At 65.4% G+C, this 25,149-nt stretch carries 26 protein-coding genes and 1 riboswitch; of the genes, 11 read left to right on the forward strand and 15 right to left on the reverse strand.

Annotated features, from left to right (window positions below; all coding sequences use genetic code 11):
• Positions 1 to 16 precede the first annotated feature (16 nt).
• From M1E10_RS08300 to M1E10_RS08330, 7 genes are all read right to left on the reverse strand, one after another.
• Positions 17 to 436, reverse strand: coding sequence for a DUF2160 domain-containing protein (locus M1E10_RS08300; RefSeq protein ID WP_499175885.1), 420 nt, complete (start codon positions 434 to 436; stop codon positions 17 to 19).
• On the reverse strand, positions 436 to 1,254 hold the full coding sequence (locus M1E10_RS08305) for a carbohydrate ABC transporter permease (protein WP_499175886.1): 819 nt from the start codon (positions 1,252 to 1,254) through the stop codon (positions 436 to 438). Before M1E10_RS08305 ends, M1E10_RS08300 begins: the two co-directional genes overlap by 1 nt.
• A 9-nt stretch (positions 1,255 to 1,263) precedes the next feature.
• A complete protein-coding gene (locus M1E10_RS08310; protein WP_499175887.1) occupies positions 1,264 to 2,130 on the reverse strand; it encodes a carbohydrate ABC transporter permease in 867 nt (288 codons plus the stop codon).
• Positions 2,127 to 3,203, reverse strand: a complete 1,077-nt coding sequence (locus M1E10_RS08315; protein WP_499175888.1) for an ABC transporter ATP-binding protein — start codon at positions 3,201 to 3,203, stop codon at positions 2,127 to 2,129. The genes M1E10_RS08310 and M1E10_RS08315 overlap by 4 nt, the downstream gene beginning before the upstream one ends.
• Positions 3,203 to 4,282 (reverse strand): ABC transporter ATP-binding protein, encoded by a 1,080-nt coding sequence (locus M1E10_RS08320; RefSeq protein ID WP_499175889.1) that lies wholly within the window; start codon positions 4,280 to 4,282, stop codon positions 3,203 to 3,205. Before M1E10_RS08320 ends, M1E10_RS08315 begins: the two co-directional genes overlap by 1 nt.
• 40 nt (positions 4,283 to 4,322) lie before the next feature.
• Positions 4,323 to 5,837, reverse strand: a complete 1,515-nt coding sequence (gene glpD, locus M1E10_RS08325; protein ID WP_499175890.1) for a glycerol-3-phosphate dehydrogenase — start codon at positions 5,835 to 5,837, stop codon at positions 4,323 to 4,325.
• 80 nt (positions 5,838 to 5,917) lie between these two features.
• Positions 5,918 to 6,709: a DeoR/GlpR family DNA-binding transcription regulator gene (locus M1E10_RS08330; protein ID WP_499175891.1), complete on the reverse strand. Its 792-nt coding sequence runs from the start codon at positions 6,707 to 6,709 to the stop codon at positions 5,918 to 5,920.
• Positions 6,710 to 6,908: 199 nt separating this feature from the next.
• On the opposite strand from M1E10_RS08330, the gene M1E10_RS08335 reads away from it, so the two are divergent.
• The 7 genes from M1E10_RS08335 to M1E10_RS08365 all read left to right on the forward strand — a co-directional run bounded on the left by M1E10_RS08335 (position 6,909) and on the right by M1E10_RS08365 (position 13,212).
• On the forward strand, positions 6,909 to 7,328 hold the full coding sequence (locus tag M1E10_RS08335) for a DUF4174 domain-containing protein (RefSeq protein WP_499175892.1): 420 nt from the start codon (positions 6,909 to 6,911) through the stop codon (positions 7,326 to 7,328).
• 86 nt (positions 7,329 to 7,414) lie between these two features.
• On the forward strand, positions 7,415 to 7,630 hold the full coding sequence (locus M1E10_RS08340) for a hypothetical protein (protein WP_499175893.1): 216 nt from the start codon (positions 7,415 to 7,417) through the stop codon (positions 7,628 to 7,630).
• Between the two features lie 126 nt (positions 7,631 to 7,756).
• Positions 7,757 to 8,260, forward strand: coding sequence for a DUF4142 domain-containing protein (locus M1E10_RS08345; protein WP_499175894.1), 504 nt, complete (start codon positions 7,757 to 7,759; stop codon positions 8,258 to 8,260).
• An 89-nt stretch (positions 8,261 to 8,349) separates the two neighbouring features.
• Positions 8,350 to 8,453, forward strand: a riboswitch (TPP riboswitch).
• Positions 8,454 to 8,591: 138 nt separating this feature from the next.
• Complete coding sequence (locus tag M1E10_RS08350) at positions 8,592 to 9,374, forward strand: ABC transporter permease (RefSeq protein WP_499175895.1); 783 nt, start codon at positions 8,592 to 8,594, stop codon at positions 9,372 to 9,374.
• Positions 9,371 to 10,315: a type 2 periplasmic-binding domain-containing protein gene (locus M1E10_RS08355; protein WP_499175896.1), complete on the forward strand. Its 945-nt coding sequence runs from the start codon at positions 9,371 to 9,373 to the stop codon at positions 10,313 to 10,315. Before M1E10_RS08350 ends, M1E10_RS08355 begins: the two co-directional genes overlap by 4 nt.
• A 62-nt stretch (positions 10,316 to 10,377) precedes the next feature.
• Positions 10,378 to 12,201, forward strand: coding sequence for a TRAP transporter large permease subunit (locus tag M1E10_RS08360; protein ID WP_499177124.1), 1,824 nt, complete (start codon positions 10,378 to 10,380; stop codon positions 12,199 to 12,201).
• 9 nt (positions 12,202 to 12,210) lie between these two features.
• Positions 12,211 to 13,212, forward strand: a complete 1,002-nt coding sequence (locus M1E10_RS08365) for a TRAP transporter substrate-binding protein (RefSeq protein ID WP_499175897.1) — start codon at positions 12,211 to 12,213, stop codon at positions 13,210 to 13,212.
• A 41-nt stretch (positions 13,213 to 13,253) separates the two neighbouring features.
• On the opposite strand, the gene M1E10_RS08370 is transcribed toward M1E10_RS08365, so the two are convergent.
• Positions 13,254 to 15,398 (reverse strand): DUF294 nucleotidyltransferase-like domain-containing protein, encoded by a 2,145-nt coding sequence (locus M1E10_RS08370; protein ID WP_499175898.1) that lies wholly within the window; start codon positions 15,396 to 15,398, stop codon positions 13,254 to 13,256.
• A gap of 214 nt (positions 15,399 to 15,612) precedes the next feature.
• On the opposite strand from M1E10_RS08370, the gene M1E10_RS08375 reads away from it, so the two are divergent.
• Positions 15,613 to 16,719 carry an NAD(P)/FAD-dependent oxidoreductase gene (locus M1E10_RS08375; RefSeq protein ID WP_499175899.1) on the forward strand — a complete coding sequence of 369 codons (1,107 nt, stop codon included), beginning with the start codon at positions 15,613 to 15,615 and terminating at the stop codon, positions 16,717 to 16,719.
• A 64-nt stretch (positions 16,720 to 16,783) separates the two neighbouring features.
• Positions 16,784 to 17,176 (forward strand): hypothetical protein, encoded by a 393-nt coding sequence (locus M1E10_RS08380; protein ID WP_499175900.1) that lies wholly within the window; start codon positions 16,784 to 16,786, stop codon positions 17,174 to 17,176.
• Between the two features lie 41 nt (positions 17,177 to 17,217).
• On the opposite strand, the gene scpA is transcribed toward M1E10_RS08380, so the two are convergent.
• The gene (gene scpA, locus M1E10_RS08385; RefSeq protein WP_499175901.1) at positions 17,218 to 19,353 is read right to left on the reverse strand and encodes a methylmalonyl-CoA mutase; all 2,136 of its coding nucleotides are present in this window, start codon (positions 19,351 to 19,353) and stop codon (positions 17,218 to 17,220) included.
• Between the two features lie 728 nt (positions 19,354 to 20,081).
• Here scpA and M1E10_RS08390 point away from each other — a divergent pair.
• Positions 20,082 to 20,351 (forward strand): ribbon-helix-helix domain-containing protein, encoded by a 270-nt coding sequence (locus M1E10_RS08390; RefSeq protein ID WP_499175902.1) that lies wholly within the window; start codon positions 20,082 to 20,084, stop codon positions 20,349 to 20,351.
• The gene (locus M1E10_RS08395; protein ID WP_499175903.1) at positions 20,341 to 20,694 is read left to right on the forward strand and encodes a type II toxin-antitoxin system RelE/ParE family toxin; all 354 of its coding nucleotides are present in this window, start codon (positions 20,341 to 20,343) and stop codon (positions 20,692 to 20,694) included. Before M1E10_RS08390 ends, M1E10_RS08395 begins: the two co-directional genes overlap by 11 nt.
• A gap of 46 nt (positions 20,695 to 20,740) precedes the next feature.
• On the opposite strand, the gene M1E10_RS08400 is transcribed toward M1E10_RS08395, so the two are convergent.
• The 6 genes from M1E10_RS08400 to M1E10_RS08425 form a co-directional block, all read right to left on the reverse strand.
• Positions 20,741 to 22,768: an acetyl-CoA carboxylase biotin carboxylase subunit gene (locus M1E10_RS08400; RefSeq protein WP_499175904.1), complete on the reverse strand. Its 2,028-nt coding sequence runs from the start codon at positions 22,766 to 22,768 to the stop codon at positions 20,741 to 20,743.
• Positions 22,769 to 22,804: 36 nt separating this feature from the next.
• The gene (locus tag M1E10_RS08405) at positions 22,805 to 23,218 is read right to left on the reverse strand and encodes a hypothetical protein (RefSeq protein ID WP_499175905.1); all 414 of its coding nucleotides are present in this window, start codon (positions 23,216 to 23,218) and stop codon (positions 22,805 to 22,807) included.
• A gap of 4 nt (positions 23,219 to 23,222) precedes the next feature.
• A complete protein-coding gene (locus M1E10_RS08410; protein WP_499175906.1) occupies positions 23,223 to 23,600 on the reverse strand; it encodes a hypothetical protein in 378 nt (125 codons plus the stop codon).
• 11 nt (positions 23,601 to 23,611) lie between these two features.
• Positions 23,612 to 24,538, reverse strand: a complete 927-nt coding sequence (yghU, locus tag M1E10_RS08415; RefSeq protein WP_499175907.1) for a thiol:disulfide oxidoreductase — start codon at positions 24,536 to 24,538, stop codon at positions 23,612 to 23,614.
• A gap of 107 nt (positions 24,539 to 24,645) precedes the next feature.
• Entirely contained in the window at positions 24,646 to 24,924 is a 279-nt protein-coding gene (locus M1E10_RS08420; protein WP_499175908.1) for a DUF2442 domain-containing protein, read from the reverse strand.
• Complete coding sequence (locus tag M1E10_RS08425) at positions 24,902 to 25,141, reverse strand: DUF4160 domain-containing protein (protein WP_499175909.1); 240 nt, start codon at positions 25,139 to 25,141, stop codon at positions 24,902 to 24,904. The genes M1E10_RS08420 and M1E10_RS08425 overlap by 23 nt, the downstream gene beginning before the upstream one ends.
• Between the last annotated feature and the right edge of the window lie 8 nt (positions 25,142 to 25,149).

The following is a 25,149-nucleotide window of genomic DNA, read 5'->3' on the forward strand; positions in this document are numbered from 1 at the left end:
ACCCCATCGACTTGCCTCAGACGGTCCTGAACACCGCGAACGCGTAGATCAGGCTGAGCGCAAGAGACCACCACAGGCTGGAGCCGATCAGCCCCAGCCATGCGAGATTGATAAAGGCCGATCCCAGCAGCGAAATGAAGAGCCGGTCGCCGCGGGTTGTCTCGAACCCGAGGATGCCGACCCTCGGGTGGCCGCCCGGCCGGGCATATTCCCAGACCGCCATCAGGCAGAGGAGCGCCAGGATCGTCAGGAAGAACATCGCCGAAGGGAAGGACCATGCCATCCAGCCACCCGGGGAAAGCGGCGCAAACCAGTCGCGTGCGCCGTCCTCGACCGGCAGGGAAAGGGCGAGCGAACCGGCGGCTGCGCCGTAGATCGCCAGGATGCAGGCCAGCGCGATGGGCCAGCGGCGGCTGCGTCTGGATATGGCGGCCATCAGACCCTCCCCAGGGCAAAGCCCTTGGCAATGTAGTTGCGGACGAAATAGATGACGAGCGCTCCCGGAATGATCGTCAGCACGCCGGCAGCCGCCAGCACGCCCCAGTCCATGCCCGAGGCAGAGACGGTACGGGTCATCGTCGCCGCAATCGGTTTTGCGTCCGTGGTGGTCAGCGTCCGCGCGATCAGCAGTTCCACCCACGAGAACATGAAGCAGAAGAAGGCGGCAACGCCGATGCCGGACGCGATCAGCGGCATGAAGATCTTCACGAAGAACCGCGGGAAGGAATAGCCGTCGATATAGGCCGTCTCGTCGATCTCCTTCGGCACGCCCGACATGAAGCCCTCCAGGATCCACACCGCCAGCGGCACGTTGAAGAGGCAGTGGGCGATGGCAACCGCGATATGCGTGTCGATGAGGCCGAAGGCGGAATAGAGCTGGAAGAACGGCAGGGCAAAGACCGCCGGCGGCGCCATGCGGTTGGTCAGCAGCCAGAAGAACAGATGCTTGTCGCCGAGGAACCGGTAGCGGGAAAAGGCATAGGCAGCCGGCAGCGCGGCAGTCACCGAGATCACCGTGTTCATCACCACGTAGAGGATCGAGTTGATGTAGCCATTGTACCAGGACGGATCGGTGAAGATCACCATGTAGTTGCGGATCGTCGGGCTTTGCGGCCAGAGCGAGAAGTTCCCGAGGATCTCCGAATTGCTCTTGAAGCTCATGTTGACCAGCCAGTAGATCGGCACGATCAGGAACAGGATGTAGAGGGTCGGGATGACCCAGGACCAGCTTCTGTTGGTGTCTGACGTGCTCATGGTCGCCCCCTAGCCTTTCGCGTCCTGGCTCGTCATCACGGTGTAGAAGACCCATGACAGGAGCAGGATGATCAGGAAGTAGATGATCGACATCGCCGCCGCCGGGCCCAGGTCGAACTGGCCGACTGCCATCTTCACCAGATCGATCGACAGGAAGGTCGTCGAATTGCCCGGCCCGCCGCCGGTGACGACGAAGGGCTCCGTGTAGATCATGAAACTGTCCATGAAGCGCAGCAGCACGGCGATCAGCAGCACCCGCTTCATCTTCGGCAGCTGGATGTAGCGGAACACCGACCAGCGCGAGGCGCCATCGATCTTGGCCGCCTGGTAGTAGGCGTCCGGGATTGACACCAGGCCGGCGTAGCACAGGAGCACGACGAGGCTTGTCCAGTGCCAGACGTCCATGACGATGACGGTCGCCCAGGCATCGACCGGGTCCTGCGTATAGTTGTAGTCGACCCCGAGGACGCGCAGGTAGTGGCCGAGAAGGCCGATGTCGACGCGGCCGAAGACCTGCCAGATGGTGCCGACCACATTCCACGGGATCAGCAACGGCAGGGCCATCAGCACCAGGCAGACCGGCACGCCGATGCCCTTCTTCGGCATGTTCAGCGCCACGAAGATGCCGAGCGGGATCTCGATGGCGAGGATCACGAAGGAGAAGATCAGGTTGCGGGCAAGAGCATTCCAGAAGCGGTCGGAGTGGAGGACGTCGGTGAACCAGTCGGTCCCCGCCCAGAAGAACTGGTTGTTGCCGAAGGTGTCCTGCATCGAATAATTGACCACCGTCATCAGCGGGATGATGGCGGAAAACGCGACGAGCAGCAGCACCGGCAACACCAGGAACCAGGCCTTGTTGTTCCATGTCTTGTTCATGGTCGGGCTCCCGTCTCGACGCGCCACGAATTGGCATAGAGGTTGAGGGCGCCCGGCTCAAACGCCACGCGAGGGTCGGCCGGGATCTCCGTGTCCTCCGGCACGACGGCGGAGAGCGGATGGCCCTGGAAGGTGGCACGCACGATCTTCTGGCGGCCCACGTCCTCCACCTTGGAGATCGAGATCGGCATCCCCTCCCGCGACAGCTTCACGAATTCCGGCCGGATGCCGAGCTCGAGCTTCGCATTCGGCGCGATCTCCGGTCGGTGCGCCAGCGCGATCTGCTGGTGGCCCACGGTGATGATCGAGCCTGCAAGCGCTGCCGGCAGGAAGTTCATGCCCGGCGAGCCGATGAAATAGCCGACGAAGGTATGGCGTGGCCGCTCGAAGAGCTCCACCGGCGTGCCGATCTGGACGATCTCGCCCTCGTACATGACCACCACCTTGTCGGCGAAGGTGAGCGCCTCGGTCTGGTCGTGGGTCACATAGACCATAGTGAAGCCGGAGCGTCGGTGAAGCCGCTTCAGCTGCGAGCGCAGCACCCACTTCATGTGCGGGTCGATCACCGTCAGCGGCTCGTCGAAGAGAATCGCGTTGACGTCGCTGCGCACCAGCCCCCGGCCGAGCGAGATCTTCTGCTTCTGGTCGGCGGTCAACCCCTGCGCCTTGCGGCCGGCCCAGTCGGAAAGGTCGATCATCGACAGGATATCGCGCACGCGCTTGTCCACCTCGGCCTCCGGCAGTTTGCGGTTGCGCAACGGGAAGGCGAGGTTGTCGTAGACTGTCATCGTGTCGTAGATCACCGGAAACTGGAAGACCTGCGCGATGTTGCGCTTCTCGGTCGGCAGCTGGGTGACGTCGGTGCCGTCGAAGAGGATCTTTCCTTCCGACGGCGTGAGCAGGCCCGAGATGATGTTGAGCAGGGTGGTCTTGCCGCAGCCGGATGGCCCCAGAAGCGCGTAGGCGCCGCCGTCGTCCCACTCGTGATGCACTTCCTTCAGCGCATAGTCCTTGTCCGCCGATGGCTTTGCCCCGTAGGCATGACGGATGTGGTCGAGCGTGATCCGGGCCATCATGCATCTCCCGTCATGGCATGGAGGGACCGACCGTCGTGGCCGAACGCCATCAGGTGGCGCGTATCGAGATGGACGTCGATCATGGTATCCGGTTCGACCTCGTGCACGCCGTGCTGCAGCATCACCCAGCGGTTGCCGCGATAGTCGATGTGGACGAAGCTCTCGGAGCCGGCGATCTCGGAGATCAGCGCCTGGACGGAAAGCCGGGCGGCTGCGTCAGACACCGGTTGCACCGACAGGTGATGCGGATGGAAGGCGATCGTCACCGGGCCATCCGGCACTGAAACGAGATGCGGCGGCACCGGAATCGCCTGCTGCGCGTCGACGTGAAGCCCGTGCCCCGTCTTCGTCATTGCGATCGTGTTGAGCGGCGGATCGGCGAATGTTTTCGCCGTCAGCAGATCGGCCGGCCGCCGGTAGACCGCGATCGTCTCGCCGTACTGCGTCACCCGCCCCTGGCTCAGCGTTGCGGTCCGGCCGCCCAGAAGCAGTGCCTCCGTCGGTTCTGTGGTGGCATAGACGAAGACGGCGCCCGACTGGGAGAAGATCCGCGGCAACTCCTCGCGCAGTTCTTCCCGCAGCTTGTAGTCGAGATTGGCCAACGGCTCGTCCAGGAGGACGAGGCTGGCGTTCTTGACGAGCGCCCGTGCGAGCGCCGTCCGCTGCTGCTGCCCGCCGGAGAGGTTGAGGGGTGTCCGGTCGAGATAGGGCGTCAGCTTCAGGAGTTCTGCGGCCTTGCGCACCTCCCGGTCGATCGTCGCCTTGTCCTTGCCGGCAACCCGCATCGGCGACGCGATGTTCTCGTAGACCGTCATGGCCGGGTAGTTGATGAACTGCTGGTAGACCATCGCGATATGGCGATCCTGCACCCGGACGCCGGTGACGTCCTGGCCATCGAAATGGATGGAGCCGGCGGTCGGCACGTCGAGCCCCGCCATCAGCCGCATCAGCGACGTCTTGCCGGAAAGCGTCGGTCCCAGAAGGACGTTCAACGTTCCCCGTTCAAGCACGAGGCTGGTGGGGTGGATGTGATGCTCCTCCCCGACAAGCTTTTCGATGTTTCGCAATTCCAGCATTCAGGTTCCCGGGCCTCCTCCTCCGCGGGGACCACATGCGCTATCCCACCGACCTCGCTGGGATAGCCGCCATGTACTCCTCCAGTGCATGTGCTTGATCTGTCGTAAGGCGCAGGCCCTGTTTCGTCCTGCGCCACAGAATATCGTCTGCCCCATGGGCCCATTCGCGGGCAATCAGCCAGTCGACCTCGCGGGCATAGAGATCGCCGCCGAAGAGAGCGCCCAGATCAGCCGGCGATGCGGCGCCCGCCAGCATCTCGAAGGTGTCGGTGCCATAGGCGCGGACCAGGCGCCGGGCATGGGCATCCATGAGAAATGGAAAACGCCCCAGAAGCCGGGCGACAAGCGCCTCGTAGCCGGTGGGCGGAAAATCGCCGCCCGGCAGGTGGCTGCCGGCGGTCCAGGGGCTTCCCTTGACGCCGATGGCGTCGCCGATCTTCTCCAGCGCGTGTTCGGCAAGCCGGCGATAGGTGGTCAGCTTGCCGCCGAAGACGTTGAGCAGCGGTGCCCCTTCGGTCTCGTCCGTCTTCAGCACGTAGTCGCGCGTCGCCTCCTGCGCCTTCGAAGCGCCATCGTCGTACAGGGGGCGCACGGCGGAATAGGTCCAGACGATGTCTTCCGGCCGGACCGGCTCGCGGAAATATTCGCTGGCGGCAGAGCAGAGGTAATCGGTTTCTTCCTGGCTGATATGGATATTCGTCGGATCGCTGCCGAAGTCGCGATCGGTGGTGCCGATCAGCGTGTAGTCCTGCTGGTAGGGAATGGCAAAGATGATCCGGTTGTCCGGATTCTGGAAGAAATAGGCCCGCGGGTCGTCGAACTTCTTCTTCACGACGATATGGCTGCCCTGCACCAGGCGGACCTTCGCCCGGCCGTTGTGCCCCATCGCCCGCGACAGAACCTGATCCACCCAGGGGCCGGCCGCATTCACCAGCATGCGCGCCGTCACCGTGCGGCGGGCGCCGCTGCGGGTGTCCTCGAGCTCGATCGACCAGCAGCCGTCGCGGTGTTCTGCCCGGATCACCTTGGTGCGCGCCAGGATCTGCGCGCCGCGTCCGGCGGCGTCGCGCGCGTTCAGCACCACCAGGCGCGCATCGTCCACCCAGCCGTCCGAATACTCGAAGGCCTTGGTGAAGATCGGCTTCAACGGCTTGCCCGCCGGGTCGCTCCGCATGTCGAGGCTCTTTGTCGGCGGCAGCAGCTTGCGGCCGCCGAGGTGGTCGTAGAGAAACAGGCCGAGGCGGATCAGCCATGCCGGGCGCACGCCGCCCTTCTGGAACGGCAGCACGAAGCGCATCGGCCAGATGATGTGCGGCGCCATCGCCCAGAGCACTTCGCGCTCCATCAGCGCCTCTCTCACGAGGCGGAATTCATAGTGTTCGAGATAGCGAAGTCCGCCATGGATCAGCTTGGTCGATCCGGACGAGGTGCCGGAGCCGAAGTCGTTCATCTCTGCCAGCGCAACCCTGTATCCCCGTCCCGCAGCGTCACGCGCGATGCCGCATCCGTTGATGCCGCCGCCGATGACGAAAATGTCGATGTCGGGCTCAGTCACAGTCACCTCGCATGCTTCGGATGGTATTGATAAATCCGATGCCGGAACATTGGCGAGTTGATCCGAAGATGAAATGAATGTCAAACGAAAGCTTCTGCGTCATCAACTGCCATGTCGGTTTCGATAAGCTCGACATTGTTGTCGGCGCAGATCCGCCGGAACGACGGCAGCGGGCAGTGATCGGTGATGAAGCTGTGGACCTGCGAGATCTGGGCGATCCGCACCGGCGCCGTGCGCTCGAACTTGGTGGAATCCGCCACCAGAATGACGTGGCGCGCATTGGCGATGATGGCCTGCGCCACCTTCACTTCGCGAAAATCGAAATCCAGCAGGGCGCCGTCCGCATCGATGGCCGAGGTGCCGATCACGGCGAAATCGACCTTGAACTGGCGGATGAAATCGACAGCGGCCTCGCCGACGATGCCGCCGTCGGAAGCGCGCACGACGCCGCCCGCGATCACCACCTCCATCGCGGGCAGAAGGCGCAAGCGATTGGCGACATTGATGTTGTTGGTGATCACCATCATTTCGTGATGATCGACCAGAGCCTCGCCGACGGCTTCCGTCGTGGTGCCGATGTTGATGAAGAGGGAGGCGTTGTTGGGGATCAGCCGGGCAGCGGCCAGTCCGATCGCCTGCTTCTCCTGTGCCGCAATCTGCCGGCGCGCCTCGTACTGCATGTTTTCCGTGCTGCTCGGAAACGTCGCACCGCCATGGATGCGGTTGAGCAGCCGCTGGTCGCAAAGGTCGTTCAGGTCCTTGCGGATCGTCTGCGGCGAGACCGCGAACCGGCCCGCCAGCTCTTCCACCAGAACGCGACCATGCGACTTCGCCAGCTCGACGATCTCCGACTGCCGGGACGTAAGAAACATCTGGTGCCTTTCGTTCTGCTTTCGATGCCTGCCGCGACAGCATGAAGGAGAATAAGAACGAAAGCCAGACTACGGTGGCCCGGCGTGACCGGTCCTGCAACTTTTTCCGACCAGGTGAACCTTGTCGGCAGAACCGGCGTTGAAAGACCGACGCACACACCGCCAGAAGGACAAGGTCGAGAGCCGATGGGAGATGCAGATGCGCAGTTTCAAGCTGGCGGCCGCGCTGGTCCTGCTGGTTCCGCTACAGGTTTCCGCCATGGATAGCCTGTCGCAGCTCACCTGGAAGAACCGCATCGCCCTCGTCTTCGGCGCAGCGGGCGAGACGCGGCTGCAGCGGCAGCTGGCGGAGTTCACGCGCTCCAATGAGGCACTCGCCGATCGCGACATGGTTGTCGTGGGGGTGACGGAAGATTCCGCGAAAGCCGTCTATGGCAGCATCGGCAACCTCGACGCTGACGCGCTTCGACGGCGGGCGGGCGTGGCGCCCGGCGAGTTTCAGGTGGTTCTGATCGGCAAGGACGGAGGCGCGAAACTGAAGAGCGGCGAGTTCGTCGACAGCCAGGCCCTGTTTGGCCTCATCGACCGCATGCCCATGCGTCGCGCCGAGCAAGACTGATCCTCGGAGAAGCCGCTACGGAGAAATACCTTGAAACTTCCTCAGCGTTCTATGGTTGGAGAAATCCACAGCAAATGGAGCGAGGCATGGATAGTCGCACCAAAAAATTCATGGTCATCGCCGCGGCGGTGATCGTCGTGGTCGTGGGGGGCTTCTTCATCTTTGTCCAGAATCTTGCCTCGACCTCGACTGTGGTCGTCGAGGAGCCCTACCTGCGCACGGACGAAGCGCCACCGGGCGGCGTGGAGGATCAGACGAGCCATCCCGCCCTCGTCGACGAGCCAAGCGAGCCTGCGCAGTAGTGTCCTTCCCCCTTTCGGCGCGGCAGCGGGAACTTCGACAAAGATCTGCGGTTCGAGGCGAGGAAGCGCCGCTCAGGCGCCGCCGTCTCGCGCATACGGCCGTTTGCCAGCAGGAAAGGATCCCCCATGGCCAGATCAGCATCCCGGATACTCATGCTTGCGATCCTGCTCTTGCCACTCAGCGCCTTGCAGTCCGCAGCGCAGGAGGACCTAAGGCAGTCCTTCTCCGGGCGGTTGGCCAGCCTGAGCCACTTCCTCGTGGAATCGGCGGAGCTGGCGCTTTCCCGTGGGCAGGAGGAGTCTGTGCGCGCCTTCGCCGAGACGGTGACGGAGAACCAGCGCCGGTTTGTGGCGGAGTTGAGAGAGGCGCTCGTCGAGGAGGGCGTGGATCCGGCGGCGGACCTGAGCGAGCAGGATCGCAACGCGCTTCAGGCGCTGGAGACGGCGATCCCGAACCAGTTCGACAACGCCTATTTCTCCGCCCAGGTAATCGCCCTGGAAAGCATGATCCAGCTGATGAAGGATTACGCCGAAACCGGCCCGGAAGGTTCGCTGAAGACATTCGCCACCAATCACATCGGCGGCACCCGCACGCTTTACCTTCGCGCCCAGGACCTGTCGGTTCCGTGATGCGGTCCGCTTGAGCGACCCGCCGCCTCTGTCGGCCTTGCGCCCGCTCAAGGGCGATTGACATTGACGCGGGTCTGCGCAAAACATGACGAAATTCCGAGGGGGGCATCGTAACGGTGCTGAGATGGCGGTGAGCCGGACCCTTGAACCTGATCCGGGTCATACCGGCGTAGGAACGGAAACGGCCATATCAGGCGCCAATTCTCTTCTCCGCTTTACCTGGATCTCCGTGATGTAACCGTCGGGAGATCGTTTGATGGCATCCAGCACCAGTATCCGTGACAGAACGCGGTCGCGTCGCGACCGGGCTCCGGCGCGGTAGCACCCCGCCATGTCGTTGAAGCACATGGGACCGGGCCTCCTGGGTCTGATCGCCCTCTGGCAGGCCGTCGTCTGGCTGGTCGCGGTTCCCCGCTACATTTTGCCCGCGCCGCTGCAGGTGGCGGCAGCACTGGTCCGCCAGCCGGAGTTCCTGCTGCGCAACGGGCTGATCACCCTGTCGGAGATCCTCGTCGGTCTCGCCTGCGGCACGCTGCTGGGCTTTGCCGCCGCCCTGTCGATGGCGGCGTTTCCGCGGCTCGGGCGCCTCGCCTGGCCGATGCTGCTGGTCCTGCAGGCGCTGCCGGTCTTCGTCCTTGCCCCCATTCTCGTCCTCTGGTTCGGCTTCGGCATGGCCTCCAAGGCGGTGATGGCAACGATCATCATCTTCTTTCCGGTCGCCTCGGCCTTCGCCGATGGCCTGCGCCGCACCGATCCCGTCCTGCTCGATGCCGCCGCGCTCACCAGGGCCAGCCACTGGCAGGTGCTGCGCCACATCCGCCTGCCGCTGGCGCTGCCGGCGCTCGTCTCCGGCCTGCGCGTCGCCGCGCCGCTGGCGCCGATCGGCGCCGTGGTCGGCGAATGGGTCGGCGCCTCGGCAGGCCTCGGCTTCGTCATGGTGCAGGCGAATGCCCGCATGCAGACCGACACCGTCTTTGCCGCCATGGCGCTTCTTGCGGCCATGACGCTCCTTCTGCGCGCCGCCGTGGACCGCCTCACCGCGCCGCTCGTCCCCTGGGCCCCGGAATCCGAACCCCGCCCCGTCAATTTAATTAGCCGGAGAATTAACTCATGATTAGACGCCTGCTCCCCCTCCTCGGAGCCCTTGCCCTCCTGGCGCTTCCCCTGCCAGCGCAGGCCGCCGACAAGCTGACCGTGATGCTCGAATGGTTCGTGAATCCGGATCACGCAACCATGGTGGTCGCCCAGGAGCGGGGCCTCTTTGCCGAGCAGGGCCTCGAGGTCGAACTGCTGCCGCCGGCCGACCCGTCGTCCGTGCCGCGGCTCGTCGCCGCCGGTCAGGCCGACATCGGCGTGCATTACCAGCCGAACCTCTATCTCGATCACGCCGCCGGCCTGCCGCTCGTTCGCTTCGGCACGCTCGTCGAGACGCCGCTCAACACGATCACGGTTCTCGCCGATGGCCCGATCAAGTCCTTGGCCGACCTGAAGGGCAGGAAGATCGGCTTTTCGGTGTCCGGTTTCGAGGATGCCATGCTGAAGCGCATCCTGGAGGCGGAAGGCCTGTCGCTCGATGACGTGGAGCTCGTCAACGTCAACTTCGCGCTGACCGCCTCGCTGCTCGGCGGCCAGGTGGATGCGACCGTCGGCGGCTTCCGCAACTTCGAGCTGACCCAGATCCGTCTCGAAGGCGGCGAGCCCCGCGCCTTCTTCCCCGAAGAGCACGGCGTTCCGGTCTACGACGAACTGATCTTCGTCGCCCACAGGGACATGGCCGGCGACGATCGGCTTCCCCGCTTCCTGAAGGCCGTCGAGGATGCCGCCATCTTCCTCACCAACCACCCGCAGGAAGCCTGGGAGCTCTTCATCAAGGCCTATCCGGACCTCGACGATGCGCTGAACCGCCAGGCCTTCACCGACACGCTGCCGCGCTTTGCCAAGCGCCCTGCGGCCCTCGACCGTGGCCGCTACGAGCGCTTCGGCGCCTTCATGGCCGAAAGCGGGCTGATCGACAGCGCCCCGGCCGTCGACGATCTGGCCGTCGAACTGCGGTGAGACGAGGCGAGGGAAGAGGCCCGTTGCCGCCGCAAGCGAAGGCTGGCGCCGCCCCGCCACTACTGCCGCCTCGTGCTGGCGGTCGGCAGCAGAAGAGCGGGCGCGCTGCGGAAGCCATCGAAGCGGCGCTCTCGAGCATAGCAGCGGTCGTCTTGGCGATCCTTCTTGCGCTGGTGCTGGCCTCGGTCGTCCTGCGCTACCTCTTCTCGACCGGCATGGTCGGTGCGGAGGAGGCGGCGCTGTGGCTCTTCCTGCTGCTGGTCGCACTGGGCCTGCCGCTCACCCTGTCGGGCGCGCTGGCCATGCGCCTTGATCTCGCACGCCGTGCAGCGCCCGCGGCCCTTGGCCCGGCGCTGCATCTGGCGGCCGATGCCGTCACGGTCGTCGCCGCACTCGCTTTCGTCAGCGGCGGCGCTGCCGCCGCCGGCATGATGGGCTCCACCTCCGTCGTGCTCGGCCTGCCGGACTGGCTGCGGCCGGCAGCCCTGAGCACAGGCGCCGGATTGCTGCTGGTCCTGCTGGTCCTTCGCCGCATCGTCGAAGGGAAGGGCACGTCGGCCCTGTTGTCCTGCCTCCTCGGCCTTGCGGTTCATCTTCTGCCGGCAGAGATCATCCTCGAGAGCCTCTGGTCCCCCGGTCTCTGGCCCCCGGGTCTGCTCGCGCTGCTGATCGCCGGCTTTGGCCTGCTGCTCGGCGCGCCCCTGGCCCATTGTCTCCTCGCCGGGGCAGCGCTTGCCGTTCCCTTCGGCAGCAGCCTCCCTGAGCCTGCCATCGTCGCGACGGCGGCGAGCGGCCTGTCGCGCTTCCTGCTGCTCGCCATTCCCTTCTTCCTGCTGACCGGCGTGCTGCTCACCCTCTCCGGTGCGGCGGAGCGGCTGGTGCGGCTGGCCGCAAGTCTCGTCGGCCACCGGCCCGCCGGCCTTGCCCAGACGACGCTGCTCACCAGCGTCCTCTTCTCCGGCGCCTCCGGCTCCTCCGTCGCCAATGCCGCCTTCGGCGCCAGCACCTTCTTCCCGCAGCTTCTCCGCCACGGCTACCGGCGGGCGGATGCCGGTGCCCTGATTGCCGCGACCTCGGTCCTCGACAACGTCATCCCGCCCTCGATCGCCTTCCTGCTGCTGGCCGCCGCAACCGATCTTTCCGTCGGAGCGCTGCTCGTCGGGGGTGCCTATGCCGGCCTGCTGATGGCGCTTTGCCTCGGCTTTGCCATCCACCTCGTCCATCGCCACACGCCGCCCATGCCAGCCGCGCGCTGGCGACAGCGCCGGCAGGCGCTGGTCGCGGCGCTTCCGGCGCTTGGCTTGGTGGTGGTCGTCGTCACCGGCATCCGGATCGGCATCGTCACCACCACGGAAGCCGCAGCCCTTGCCGCAGGCTATGCCCTGCTGCTGGCGCTCGCCCGCCGCCCAAGTCTCGGCACTATCGCCGCCGCCTTCCGTCAGGCCGCCGGCGAGGCCGCCGCCATCGGACTGCTGATCGGCGCCGCCGCACCCATCGCCTTCCTTCTGGCGGTCGATGATGTGGCCGGAACGGTCACCGCTCTCGTCACCGGCTTCGGCAATCATCCACTTCAGGTGCTGCTGCTCTGCAACCTCGTCCTGCTCGGCGCGGGGCTGGTGCTCGATATCGGCGCCGCCATCCTGCTGCTCGCCCCGATCCTGCTGCCGGCCGCCGTTGCTGCCGGCATCGATCCGGTTGTCTTCGGCGTCATCATCGTCGTCAACCTGATGATCGGCGGCCTGACACCGCCGGTCGGCATGCTCGTGCTGGTGGTCAGCGGCCTCACCGGGGTCGATGCCGCCCATCTGTTTCGGGCCGTCCTGCCCTATCTCGCCGCGCTGCTCGTGGCGCTTCTTGTCCTCTGCCTTGTCGCACTCACTGTCTGAGAGGTTTCCATGCCCCCCTTCACCCGCCGCACCTTCATCGCCGCCGCCGCAGCGCTCGCGCCGGCCCTTGCAGCACCCGCCCTTGTCCGGCCAGCCTTTGCCCGCACCTCGGTGCTGACGGTCGCCTCGCTGCTCGGCGAGGACAAGCCCGAGACCCAGGTCTGGCACTGGATTGCGGACAGGCTGGAGGAGCGCCTGCCGGGACGTTTCCGGCTGCGGATAGTCCCCAATGCAGCACTCGGCGGCGAGAAGGAGGTCGCCGACGGCGCCCGCCTCGGATCGATCCAGGCCAGCCTCTCGACCGTCTCGACCCTGTCGGCCTGGGTGCCGGAACTCCAGGTGCTCGACCTGCCGTTCCTGTTTCGCGACGCCGACCACCTGAGCCGCGTGGTTTCGGGACCGCTGGGTGAAGACCTGAAGGCCCGCCTTGCCGGCGAAGGGTTCGTCGTCGGCGGGTTCATCGACTATGGCGCCCGTCATCTCCTTGCCCGCGAGGCAATCACGCGGCCGGAGCAACTGGCCGGCAAGACCATGCGCGTCATCCAGAGCCGGCTGCACACCAGCCTGTGGAGCGCCTTCGGCGCCGTGCCGGTCGGCATCCCGATCACCGAGACCTACAATGCACTGTCGACCGGCGTCGCCGATGCCATGGATCTCACCGCTTCCGCCTATGCTGGGTTCAAGCTCTACGAGGTGGTGCCTTACCTCACCCGCACCGCCCACATCCGCTCCTCTGGCGTGATCTTCTACGCGGGCAGCTTCTGGGATGGCCTCGGAGACGAGGAGAAGGCGGTGCTGACGGAGATTTCGGGTGACGCAGCCGGTTACTTCAACGGCCTGATGCAGGCGGACGAGGCAGCCTCCCTGGAGGTCGCCCGGACGCACGGCGGACAGGTGCTGGAACCGGACGCACTGGTGGAATGGCAGAGGGGCGCCCAGTCCGTCTGGTCGCAGTTCGAGGATGTGGTCGGTGGCCGCGACGTCATCGACGCCATCCGCCAGACCGGCTGATCCGGCCGAGCAGTGTGGCCCGCTCCGCCGGGCCCCGACGCTCATGTCTGCAGCAGTTCGCGGATCATGCCGACGCGGTGCAGCGCGTCGTGCAGGCGCTCGCGATCCTGGCGCCGCAGGATGTTGAGATCCACCCGGTTGCTCGGCTTCACCCCGGCCTCGATGTCGGCGATCTGCTGGGTAAGGATCAGCCGCATCAGGAAGCCGTGAATGTCGAGGAGCAGGGCGGCGTCAGCCTCCGGATAGCCGGCCGCCGCTGCCACCTCGCGGATCCTCTGTGCGGTCGGCAGGCTGCCGATTCCCCGTCTGAGTACGGCGGTGCGGGCGCCGGCGACGATCGGCAGCATGGCGGCCTTCAGGTCGGTGCGGCCGGACCCGTCCTTGCGGATGCGACCGAACAGGCCGAGCGCTGCATTGCGGCCACTGGCCCCGTCGCTCATCGCCGTCAGGAGCGCGGGCGCCGCCCGTACGATCGCGGAGGCCTCGGTGCGCAGCGTTTCGGCCAGGCGCGCGCCGGCCGTGGAAGACACATGCACCGGCGTTAAGTCGAAGAAGATATCGACATTCTCGAGCACCTTCGGCGTCGGATGCTCCCCCCAGCCGCGCACCTCGTCCAGCCACTCCGACAGGCGCCGGCGCCAGATCCGGTTGCGGGCCATCACCCCGTTGTCGCAATAGGGAATGCCGGCGCGGTCGAGGATCTCGTTGACCCTTGTGGCAAGGCGGGTGAACCAGTCGTCAGCCGATCCGAGGTCGCCCCGGTAGCCGTCGGCGATCACCAGCGCATTGTCCTGGTCCGGCGCCAGCAGGCTTTCGCCCCGGCCCGCCGATCCGAGCACCAGCAGTGCGTAGTCCGCCGGTGCCGCGCCATGCCCGGCCGCGATCAACTCGCCTTCGGCGATCTCGGCCGCTCGTGTCGCCATGGCGCGCCGTTCGGCAGAGATGACGGCCGCCACGGCGCGCGCGTCGAGCCCGTCGCTGAGGAGGCCGGCGGCCAGCGAGGGAAGCTCGGCCTGGACGCGGGCAAGCTCGCGGGGCCGGCTGGCGGCGGCGATCTCGTCGCCGAGCGTCAGGGTAGCCAGCGCCCGCTCGCGCAACAGCGTGCGCAGCGTGAAGACGCCGACAAGCTCTCCCGAGGCGCCGGTGACGCCGAGGTAGCGCAGGTTCTTGCGTGCCATCAGCCCGAGCGCCCGGTACAGGAAGGTGTCTCCGGGGGCGGCGATCACCGGCACGGTCATGACCGTCCCTGCGGCAACGGTACTCGCCTTCGCGCCCTTGTCGGCCAGCGCCCGCAGGATGTCGCGCTCGCTGAGAATGCCATGGTTGCCGTCGGCGCCGGTAACGATCGCGCAGCCGATGCCCTTCTCCACCATCAGCCGCGACGCCTCGCGCAGCGAACAGTCGGCGTCGATGCAGATCGGCGGGCTGCTCATCACGTCTTCCAGCCGCTGCCGGTAGAGAAAGCTGTCGATCGCCCTGCGGCTGCCGGTCTGGATTGCCGCCGGCTCGAACTCCGCCTTGCCCGCTGGCCGCTCGAACCAGCCGACGCCCTGCTGCTGGGCGACGAGCGCGGTCGCGGCCCGGCCGAGGTTTTCCGCCTCTCCGAGCGTCCGCACGCCTTTTTCCAGAAGCCGCGGCTGCATGGCAGCGTAGACGCCGGCGGTGGCGCGGGCGTCGCCGAGCGCCGTATGACGCCCCTCGATCGTCACGCCATAGGTGAGCGCCAGATTGTCCAGCGACGGGCTGACGAGCCCGGGCGTGATTGCCACCGACATCAGCGCCACGTCGAGCCAGCGCGGTTCCTTCCACGCCACGCCATGGCGGTGCGCCTCGTTACGCAAAACGGCGAGGTCGAAATTGATGGAATGCCCGACGACGACCGCATGGCCGATGAAGTCGAGGAGGTCACCGGCAACCTCCGCGAAGCGCGGCTTGCCGGCGACGTCCGTATCCAAAAGCCCGTGCACCCGGCTCGATCCGGCCGGGATCGGGATGCCGGGATCGACGATCACGTCGAAGACCTGGCTCTCCAGGATATCGGCGCCATGCATGCGCACCGCGCCGATCTGGATGATCCGGTCCTGGCGCACGTCGAGGCCGGTGGTTTCGGTGTCGAGGACGACGACATCGAGCGCGATCAGCGGCGCACTCGCTCCCGCCGCCGCGTCCCCTGAAGTTCGCGGCATCACGCCATGGTCTCCATCCTGCCTCCCAGATCCCTGGCCGCGCCTGGAGTGACGGCACGCGGAATCATGCTTTCGGGTGCAGGTTCGGCCGGATCAAGAGCTTCGGCAAGTAGACTTAAGGCGCAGGCAGCGCCACTCGATCTCACATGCATGCTTTGTCCTTCCTTCAGCGTCCGCTATCTGTTGAGCCGAGTGTAGCAGAGGGGAGAGAGACGTGGATGACGTCGATTGCGTGGTCGTCGGTGCGGGTGTGGTCGGGCTCGCCATTGCCCGGGCCTTGAGCCTTGAGGGCCGAGAGGTGATGATCCTCGAGGCCGAGGAGGCGATCGGCACCCAGACCTCGGCCCGCAACAGCGAGGTCATCCACGCCGGCATCTACTATCCGGCCGGCAGCCTGATGGCGGAACTCTGCGTGCACGGCAGGGTGGCCCTCTATCGCTACTGCGGGGAGCGCGGGCTGTCGCACCGCAACTGCGGCAAGCTGATCGTCGCCACCTCGGCAGACGAGCTTGCCATGCTGCCGGGGATCGCCGCACGGGCGGTGGCCAACGGCGTCTCGGACCTGCGGCAGATTTCGGCGGAAGAAGCGCTGGAGCTCGAGCCGGCATTGTCTGCGACCGGCGCGCTGCTGTCGCCCTCCACCGGCATCATCGATAGCCATGCGCTGATGACCGCGCTTCTTGGCGATGCCGAGAACCATGGTGCACTGCTCGCCGTCAGGGCCCCGGTCGTCTCGGGCCGGGCGACCTCCGCGGGGATCGAGATCGACGTCGGTGGCGAGGCGCCGATGACGCTGCGGACCCGGCTGCTGGTGAACGCCGCCGGCCACGGCGCACCCGGGCTTGCCCGCGCCATTTCCGGCATGCCGCCCGGGCAGGTTCCGCAGGCCTATTTCGCCAAGGGCAGCTATTTCTCCATGACCGGCCGGACACCCTTTTCGCGGCTGATCTATCCGGTGCCGGTCAAGGGCGGGCTCGGCATTCACCTGACGCTCGACATGGCCGGACAGGCGCGCTTCGGCCCGGACGTCGAATGGGTCGACGGGCTGCAGTATGCGGTGGACCCGCAAAGGGCGGAGAGCTTCTACCGCGGCATCCGCCGTTACTATCCGGGTCTTGCGGAGGGCGCGCTGATCCCGGCCTATTCCGGCATCCGCCCGAAGATCGTGCCGCCGGAGATCGCCGCCCAGGATTTTTGTATCCAGGGGCCGCGGAACCATGGTGTCGCGGGGCTCGTCAACCTGTTCGGCATCGAATCGCCCGGCCTCACCGCCTGCCTGGCAATCGGCGACCATGTCGCGGCGATGGTCTTGACCGGCTGAGGGCCTTACACCGGAACAAACCCGTCACCCTGCTGTTCTTCCCTCGAAGAACGGAGTGTTAACCATGAGACGTCTGATCGCGATGGCCGCCGCCACGCTCGCGCTGTCCCTGCCGCAGGTCGCGACCGCGCAGTCCATCACCGACCTGGGGGGCCGGGATGCCGGGCCGCCGGCGGCGCACATGCCGGGTCCCGACCGTCACCGCGACCGCCCTATGGCCGGTCGTGGCGACCGCCGGGAGCGGGGCGCGCATTACCGGATCCAGAACGGCCGGATGAAGATCTCCTTCCGCTGCCCCGATGGAGAGCCCGCGCAGGACTGCGCCGATCTTCTCCTGCAGGTCCTCGACCGGTTGCAGGGCCCAGATCGCGCCGTGGAGCGCTCCGACGACCGCCGCGGCCGCGATGATGACCGGAGACGCGACGACGATCGGGGACGCGACTTCCGCGATCGCTGAGCCGAAGCTGCGCGCCGCCGTGCCTGAGGCGGCGACCCGCGTCAGATATTGCGGCGCTTGCCCTCCAGAAGATCGAGAAGCCTGTTGGCCGCCTCGAGCACATTGGTGCCGGGGCCGAAGACGGCGGCAACGCCGTTCTCCAGCAGATAGTCGTAGTCCTGTCGCGGCACGACGCCGCCGACGACGACGATGACGTTTTCCGCACCCTTGGCCTTCAGCGCCTGCACGAGCTGCGGCGCCAGCGTCCGGTGGCCGGCGGCAAGCGACGACATGCCGACCACCTGCACCTTTTCCGCGACCGCCAGATCGGCGGCCTCCTCGGGCGTCTGGAACAGCGGCCCGGCCAGCACCGTAAAGCCGATGTCACCGAAGGCCGATGCGATCACCTTGGCGCCCCGGTCGTGGCCGTCCTGACCGAGCTTGGCGACCATGATCTTCGGTGCGCCCGAGGCATTTGAATAGCCGGCTAAGCGATTAGCGAGCGTCTTGTACTCCGGGTCGTCCGCATAGGCCGCGCCGTAGATGTCGGAAACCACCTCCGGCACCGCCGTGTGGTCACCGAAGACGGCGCGCATGGCGTCCGAAATCTCGCCGACGGTGGCACGCGCCCGGGCCGCCTCGACGGCGGCGGCAAGCAGATTGCCATCGCCGGAGCGGGCGATCTCGGTGAGGGAGGCGAGTGTCTCCTCGACCGCCTTCGGATCGCGCTGGCGACGGACGGTTTCGAGCCGCTTGATCTGCGAGGTGCGGACGGCGGAATTGTCGATCGCCAGGATGTCGATGTCTTCCTCGGTCTCCAGCCGGAACCGGTTGACGCCGACGATGACCTCCTCGCCGCGGTCGACGGCCGCCTGCCGCTTGGTGGCGGCCTCTTCGATCAGCCGCTTCGGCAGGCCGTCGGCCACGGCCTTCGTCATGCCGCCGAGCTTTTCCACCTCCTCGATCAGCGCCCAGGCCTTTTCCGCCAGCTCATTGGTCAGGCTCTCGATGTAGTAGGAGCCGGCGAGCGGATCGACGACCTTGGTGACGCCGGTCTCGTGGGAAAGGATGAGCTGCGTGTTGCGGGCGATGCGGGCGGAGAACTCCGTCGGCAGCGCCATGGCCTCGTCCAGCGCATTGGTGTGCAGCGACTGCGTGCCGCCGAGCACGGCCGACATCGCCTCGTAAGCCGTGCGGATGACGTTGTTGTAGGGATCCTGCTCCTGCAGCGAGACGCCCGAGGTCTGGCAATGGGTGCGCAGCATCAGCGAGCCGGGCTTCTGCGGCTTGAACTCCTGCATGATCGACGACCAGAGCAGGCGTGCAGCGCGCAGCTTGGCAATCTCCATGAAGAAGTTCATGCCGATGGCGAAGAAGAAGGAGAGGCGTCCGGCGAACTCGTCGACGTTGAGGCCCTTGGCGAGCGCGGCGCGAACATATTCTCGACCGTCGGCCAGCGTGAAGGCAAGCTCCTGCACCAGCGTCGCGCCCGCTTCCTGCATGTGGTAGCCGGAGATCGAGATCGAGTTGAAGCGCGGCATTTCCCTCGCCGTGTATGCGATGATGTCGGCGACGATCCGCATCGAGGGTTCGGGCGGATAGATATAGGTGTTGCGGACCATGAACTCCTTGAGGATGTCGTTCTGGATCGTGCCCGACAGTTCGGCGCGCGAGCAGCCCTGTTCCTCGCCGGCGACGATGAAGGAGGCGAGGATCGGGATCACCGCGCCGTTCATCGTCATCGAGACGGACATCTCCTTCAGGGGAATGCCGTCGAACAGGATCTTCATGTCCTCGACGCTGTCGATCGCCACACCCGCCTTGCCGACATCGCCCTCGACGCGCGGGTGGTCGCTGTCATAGCCGCGGTGGGTGGCGAGATCGAAGGCAACGGAGAGGCCTTTCTGGCCGGCGGCGAGATTGCGGCGGTAGAAGGCATTGGAGGCTTCCGCCGTCGAGAAGCCGGCATATTGGCGGATCGTCCAGGGGCGCCCGGCATACATGGTGGCGCGCGGGCCGCGCACGAAGGGGGCAAATCCCGGCAGGCTGTCGAGGTGGTTGACCCCTTCGAGATCCTGCGCCGTATAGAGCGGCTTGACGTCGATGCCCTCGACGGTGCGCCAGAGGAGCGTCTCCGGCGGCGCCTTCAGCTCCTTCTCGGCCAGCTGCTCCCAATCCTTCAGGGTCTTCTCGGACATCGGATCTCCCTCATACGCCGGTGTTCACGCGCGGAGATCTCCGCCGTGGCTTAAAGCTAGTGTTCGGACGGGGCGCTGAAAGCTGCCTCGTAAGTTATATTTTATGTGGCACCTCTCAGCACCCCGTTCGGCGGTTATTGCCCGCGACTTCGGTCCCTCTGCAAGGGTCTTCGGGAATGGTGTTCGTCTGGTTGCCAAAAGCACGGGCGGACCGATTTACCGCCAACACCTAAGGCACCTTCGCCGAACGCTCGCTGTCGCGACGGACGTATTCATCCGGCGACACCAATCCCCGAGACCCCCCTGTGTGCCGCACAGGCACGCCCGGCGCGCTCTTTCGGGCTTCAAGAGACGAGGGTCCGGTCCGAAACCCGCGCCTCTCCCCGTGTCGCCGGAGGGAGACCATTTTCCGCGAACCCCGAGGATGGAGACTTACGTCGTTTCTCCACCATCGGCGCCGGCCCCGCCTCGCCGGCACGCCTGCCGGTGTATCCGAGAGCGGAACGGCACCAGTCTGCCTCACAATCTGACGGTGTGGAAAATTTCGACATTGATTTTTCTCAAGCCGTTGATTTTCCTGAATCCGCTGCAGAAAGTCTTCCCCGCAATTTGAGTGTCGCTTGCTTCCTCGCGTTTCGAACCGGATCATCCTGCAAATGCCGGAGGTCATCCCTGCCGTTGACCCTGATCCTGCCCAGGATTATTCTCAAGACATGGAGGGACGTCCCATGTCCGTGAAAACGTCTGTCTCAATCACCGAACAGCAGGATGCCTTCGCCCGCACGCTGGTGGAAGATGGTCGATACGCCAGCCTGAGTGCGGTGGTGCAGCATGGGCTGGAACTGCTGCGCGAGGAGACGGAGCTGGAGAGCCCCGACCATGCTGCGTTGAAGGCACTGATCGACGAGCGTATGGCCGGCGAATTCCTGACCATGGAAGAGAGCGACCGACGGATCGATGCGATGATCGCAAAGAAGAAGGCTGATCTTGGCCTATGACATTCGCCGCGCGGCTGGAGTCACACAGGATCTCGATCTGATCTTCGACCATCTTCTCCAATCCTATATTGCGCTCGGGGAGCCGGCTGCGGTGGCGTTCGAACGCGCGGCTCAGAGATTGAACCTGATCAGATCCGACATGGATGCCCTGGCGCGAATGCCCCACAAGGGGAACCTCGACCCGGAGATCCTGCCTGGGCTGCGCCACGTGACAAAGAACCGGGCTATCTTCTACTTCCACGTGAATGATGCCGGAAGAGTCGTCCACGTGCTTGCCGTCTTCTTCGGTGGGCAAGATCATCACCGCCACATGCTGGCACGACTGGCGCCTGGGAAACGATAGCGATAGAAACGCAGCATTCGCGCAAGGCGCATCATGGAGCGAAGCATCATTCGAACTCCATGATCAGCTCGTCGACGGCAAGGCTCTGGCCGGCGGTGGCGGCGACGCGTTTGACGACGCCCTTGCGCTCCGCCTTCAGGACGTTCTCCATCTTCATGGCCTCGACGCTCGCCAGCGTCTGGCCGGCCTCGACGGCGTCGCCCTCCTTCACCAGCACGGAGGTGATCACGCCCGGCATCGGGCAGAGCAGCATGCGGGAGGTATCGGGCGGCAGTTTCACCGGCATCAGCCGCGCCAGCGAGGCGACGCGGGGGCTGCGCACCCGGGCGGTCACGTCCATGCCGCGCCAGCGCAGCCGGATCGCTGTGCCGCTGAGCTCGACCTTGACGCCCATGGCCTGGCCGCCGACGTGGAAATGCGAAAGCGTCTGCCCAGGCAGCCAGTCGGTCTCCACCGACAGCGGCTCGCCCTCGGCAAGACGCACCCTGGAGCCCTGTGCTGTTCTTCCGGCCGTGCCCTTGGCAACAGTCTCGATGGAGCCGGCGATTTCGGCGCCTGCGAGCGTCACCACCCAGTCCTTTCCGACGACGCGACGATGGTTGCCGATCGTGCCGGAGATCTGCGAGGCACGCTGCTGCAGCGTCTGGTGGATCACCATGGCGATGGCGGCCAGCTGGTGCAGCGCCGCCTCGTCGGGCGCGACGCCGGAGAAGCCCTCGGGAAATTCCTCCGCGATGAAGGCCGTGGTGATCTTGCCGGAGCGGAAGCGTGGGTGCGCCATCACCGCCGACAGGAACGGCAGGTTGTGGCCGATGCCCTCGACCTCGAAACCGTCGAGCGCGTCGCCCATCGCCGCGATGGCCGTGTCGCGGTCCTTGCCCCAGGTGCAGAGCTTGGCGATCATCGGGTCGTAATACATCGAGATCTCGCCGCCCTCGAAGACGCCGGTATCGTTGCGGACGATGGTGCCGTCGCCGCGCTCGCCCTCCGCCGGCGGCCGGTAGCGGCTGAGGCGCCCGATCGACGGCAGGAAGTTGCGATAGGGGTCTTCCGCATAGAGCCGGCTTTCGAGGGCCCAGCCGTTCAGCGTCACGTCCTCCTGGCCAAACGACAGTCGTTCGCCGGCCGCGACGCGGATCATCTGTTCGACGAGATCGATGCCGGTGACCAGTTCGGTGACCGGGTGCTCTACCTGCAGACGGGTGTTCATTTCGAGAAAATAGAAATTGCGTGCGCCATCGACGATGAATTCCACCGTGCCGGCCGAATGGTAGCCGACCGCCTTGGCCAGAGCGACGGCCTGCTCGCCCATGGCGCGGCGCGTGGCCTCGTCGAGGAAAGGCGAGGGGGCTTCCTCGATGACCTTCTGGTTGCGGCGCTGGATGGAGCATTCCCGCTCGCCGAGATAGAGCACGGTCCCATGCGTGTCGCCGAGCACCTGGATCTCGATGTGGCGCGGATCGGTGACGAACTTCTCGATGAAGATGCGGTCGTCGCCGAACGAGCTTTTCGCCTCGTTCTTCGACGACTGGAAGCCCTCGCGGGCCTCGGCATCGTTCCAGGCGATCCGCATGCCCTTGCCGCCGCCGCCGGCTGACGCCTTGATCATCACCGGATAGCCGATCTGGCTGGAAATCGTCACCGCCTCCTCGGCATCCGCGATCAGCCCCATGTGGCCGGGCACGGTAGAAACGCCCGCTTCCGCCGCAAGCTTCTTGGAGGTGATCTTGTCGCCCATCGCCTGGATGGCGTTGACCGGCGGGCCGATGAAGATGATGCCTTCCTTCTCGAGCGCCTCGGCAAACAGCGGGTTTTCCGAGAGGAAGCCGTAGCCCGGATGCACCGCATCGGCGCCGGTCTTTCGGATGGCGTCGAGGATCTTCTCGATGACGATATAGGACTGCGAGGAGGGGGCAGGCCCGATATGCACCGCTTCGTCGGCCATGCGCACATGCAGCGCAGTGGCGTCGGCATCGGAATAGACCGCGACGGTCGCAATGCCCATCGCCTTCGCCGTCCTGATCACCCGGCAGGCAATTTCGCCACGGTTGGCGATGAGGATTTTACGTATCATGTGAATTCACTCCCAGCGATCCCACTCCCTTAGCCGCTATTCCCTGGCCGCTTTTCTCAGGCCCTTCGCCACGCTCTGCTCGTTGTTCACCTCACCAAACGCTTCAGGAAAATTCTTGCGGGCGAGCCCTTCGTTCAGCTTCAGCTTGGCGAAATAGGATTGCGGATCGAAGCCGCGTTCGGCCGCGATGATTTCGCGCCCGAACAGGCGGCAGAGGCGTTCGCCATCCAGATTTCCGCGCTCGAAGGCTTCCGTGCCGAAGAACTGCCAGAGCGCCTGAACGAAGCCGAGGTCGGCCAGCGCGACCGTCGGGTCCATGGTGCGATGACGAGGCCAGTTGGTAAGCGGCGTCACCTTGGGGTTTGGCCGGCGCAGCGTGTATTGCCATTGCGTTCCGGGCAGGCCCGGCGGAAAGCCCTGATGCTTGGGCATGATCGGATCTTTTGCCATCGCATCACACCTCGAACACGTCTTCGAAGGATTCCGGAAAGTTCTGGCGCGCCACCTTTTCGTCGATCATCAGCATGGCTTCATAGGATTGCGGATCGAAGTTCTTCTCGGCCGCGATCACTTCGCGGCCGAACAGCAGATTGAGGCGGGCGGCGTCGAGATTGCCGCGCTCGAAGGGTTCGTCGCCGAAATGGTGCCAGAGCGCATGCAGGAAGGCGGCATCGATCCTGCGCTCGGCGGTGCCCGTATGGGCGTGCCGCGGCAGCGCCTTGATCGGCGTCACCCCCTTCGGATTGGCGCGGCGGATCGTGAACTGCACGCCTGTGCCCGGCATGCCGGATGGAAAGCCGCGGTGTTTGGTCATGTCGGGCAGGGTTGCCATGCGTATGCTCCTCAGGCCTTGCCGGCCATGTTCTGGCCGATCTTGTCCTGCGTCTTGGTGTCGAAATCGGCGGCGTCGTGGCGCTCGTGCAATTGGGTGGAAGGATCGCCGGAGGTGCGGTTGACCATGGCGCCGCGCTGCACGCCGCGCCGTTCGCCGACCTGCTTCGTCCAGCGCTGCACATGCGCATACTCGTCGACGGAGAGGAAGTCGCCCGCGTCGTTATAGGCGTCCTTCTGCGCAAGCCGGCCGTACCAGGGCCAGATCGCCATGTCGGCCACCGTGTAGTCGGCGCCGGCCATATATTCGTTCTCCGCCAGATGCCGGTTGAGCACATCCATCTGGCGCTTCACCTCCATGGCGTAGCGGTTGATCGCATATTCGATCTTCATCGGCGCATAGGCGTAGAAATGGCCGAAGCCGCCGCCGAGGAAGGGCGCCGAGCCCATCTGCCAGAACAGCCAGTTCATCGCTTCGGTGCGACCGCGCAGATCGGCCGGCAGGAAGGCACCGAATTTTTCCGCAAGATAGACGAGGATGGAACCGGATTCAAAGAGGCGCAGAGGCTTGCCGCCGTCCTTCGGCGCATGGTCCATCAGCGCCGGGATCTTGGAATTCGGGTTGATCTCGACGAAGCCCGAACCGAACTGGTCGCCATCGCCGATCCGGATCAGCCAGGCATCGTAGTCGGCGTCGGAATGGCCGGCGGCGAGCAGCTCCTCGAGCATAATCGTCACCTTGACGCCGTTCGGCGTGCCGAGCGAATAGAGCTGCAGCGGGTGTTTGCCGACCGGCAGTTCCTTCTCGCGCGTCGGGCCGGCGATCGGCCGGTTGATGCTGGCGAAGGTGCCGCCGCTCTCGCTGTCCCAGGTCCAGACCTTGGGCGGCACATAGCCGGCGGGAAGGTTATTTTCAGGGGGGAATTTGGTGTCGGTCATGAAAAATGTGTCCTTCTGATCGGGGGCGTCAGCGGGTGACGGAGAGAATATAGGTAGGGTGGCTGCACCCTGCCGCAGGCTGAAATGCTTTTGATGCTTCGTTCAAATTATTCAGCCGCCTCCGCCGGCGGCTTGGCGCCCGGGTATTTCTTTCCCTTCAGCATCCCCTCGATACTCAGATCTTCGTCGAGATCGGGCCAGTGGACACCATAGGGAGACAGCTCGATCCTGTTTCGCTGCTCCGGTGTTGCAGCAAGGAGCGGCGGGTACCACCACAGCGGCGTCGACAAGACGGCTCCATCGACAAGTTCCACGACGAGCTCGGTGGCCGTGCAGTGGGCGCCCTTCGGCTCCAGCAGATCGTCATCGATTTCCAAAGTGCTCATTCCACTTCTCCAGAAATTCCTGCTGATGATCCTTTACGACCCTGAGGAGATCGTTGAGTTCCTGATCGGTACAACGCTTATTCCGCGCGATCGCAAGTCGTTCAATCCAGATCTTGGTTTCCTTGCGATCCTTGCGGATATGTACGTGAGGGGGTTCATCACGATCAAGACTGTAGAATTCAAATCTCCAACCTCGCCACTCGAACACCTTTGGCATCGTCGCCC

It is taken from the genome of Rhizobium sp. PK7-22, assembly GCF_056530405.1.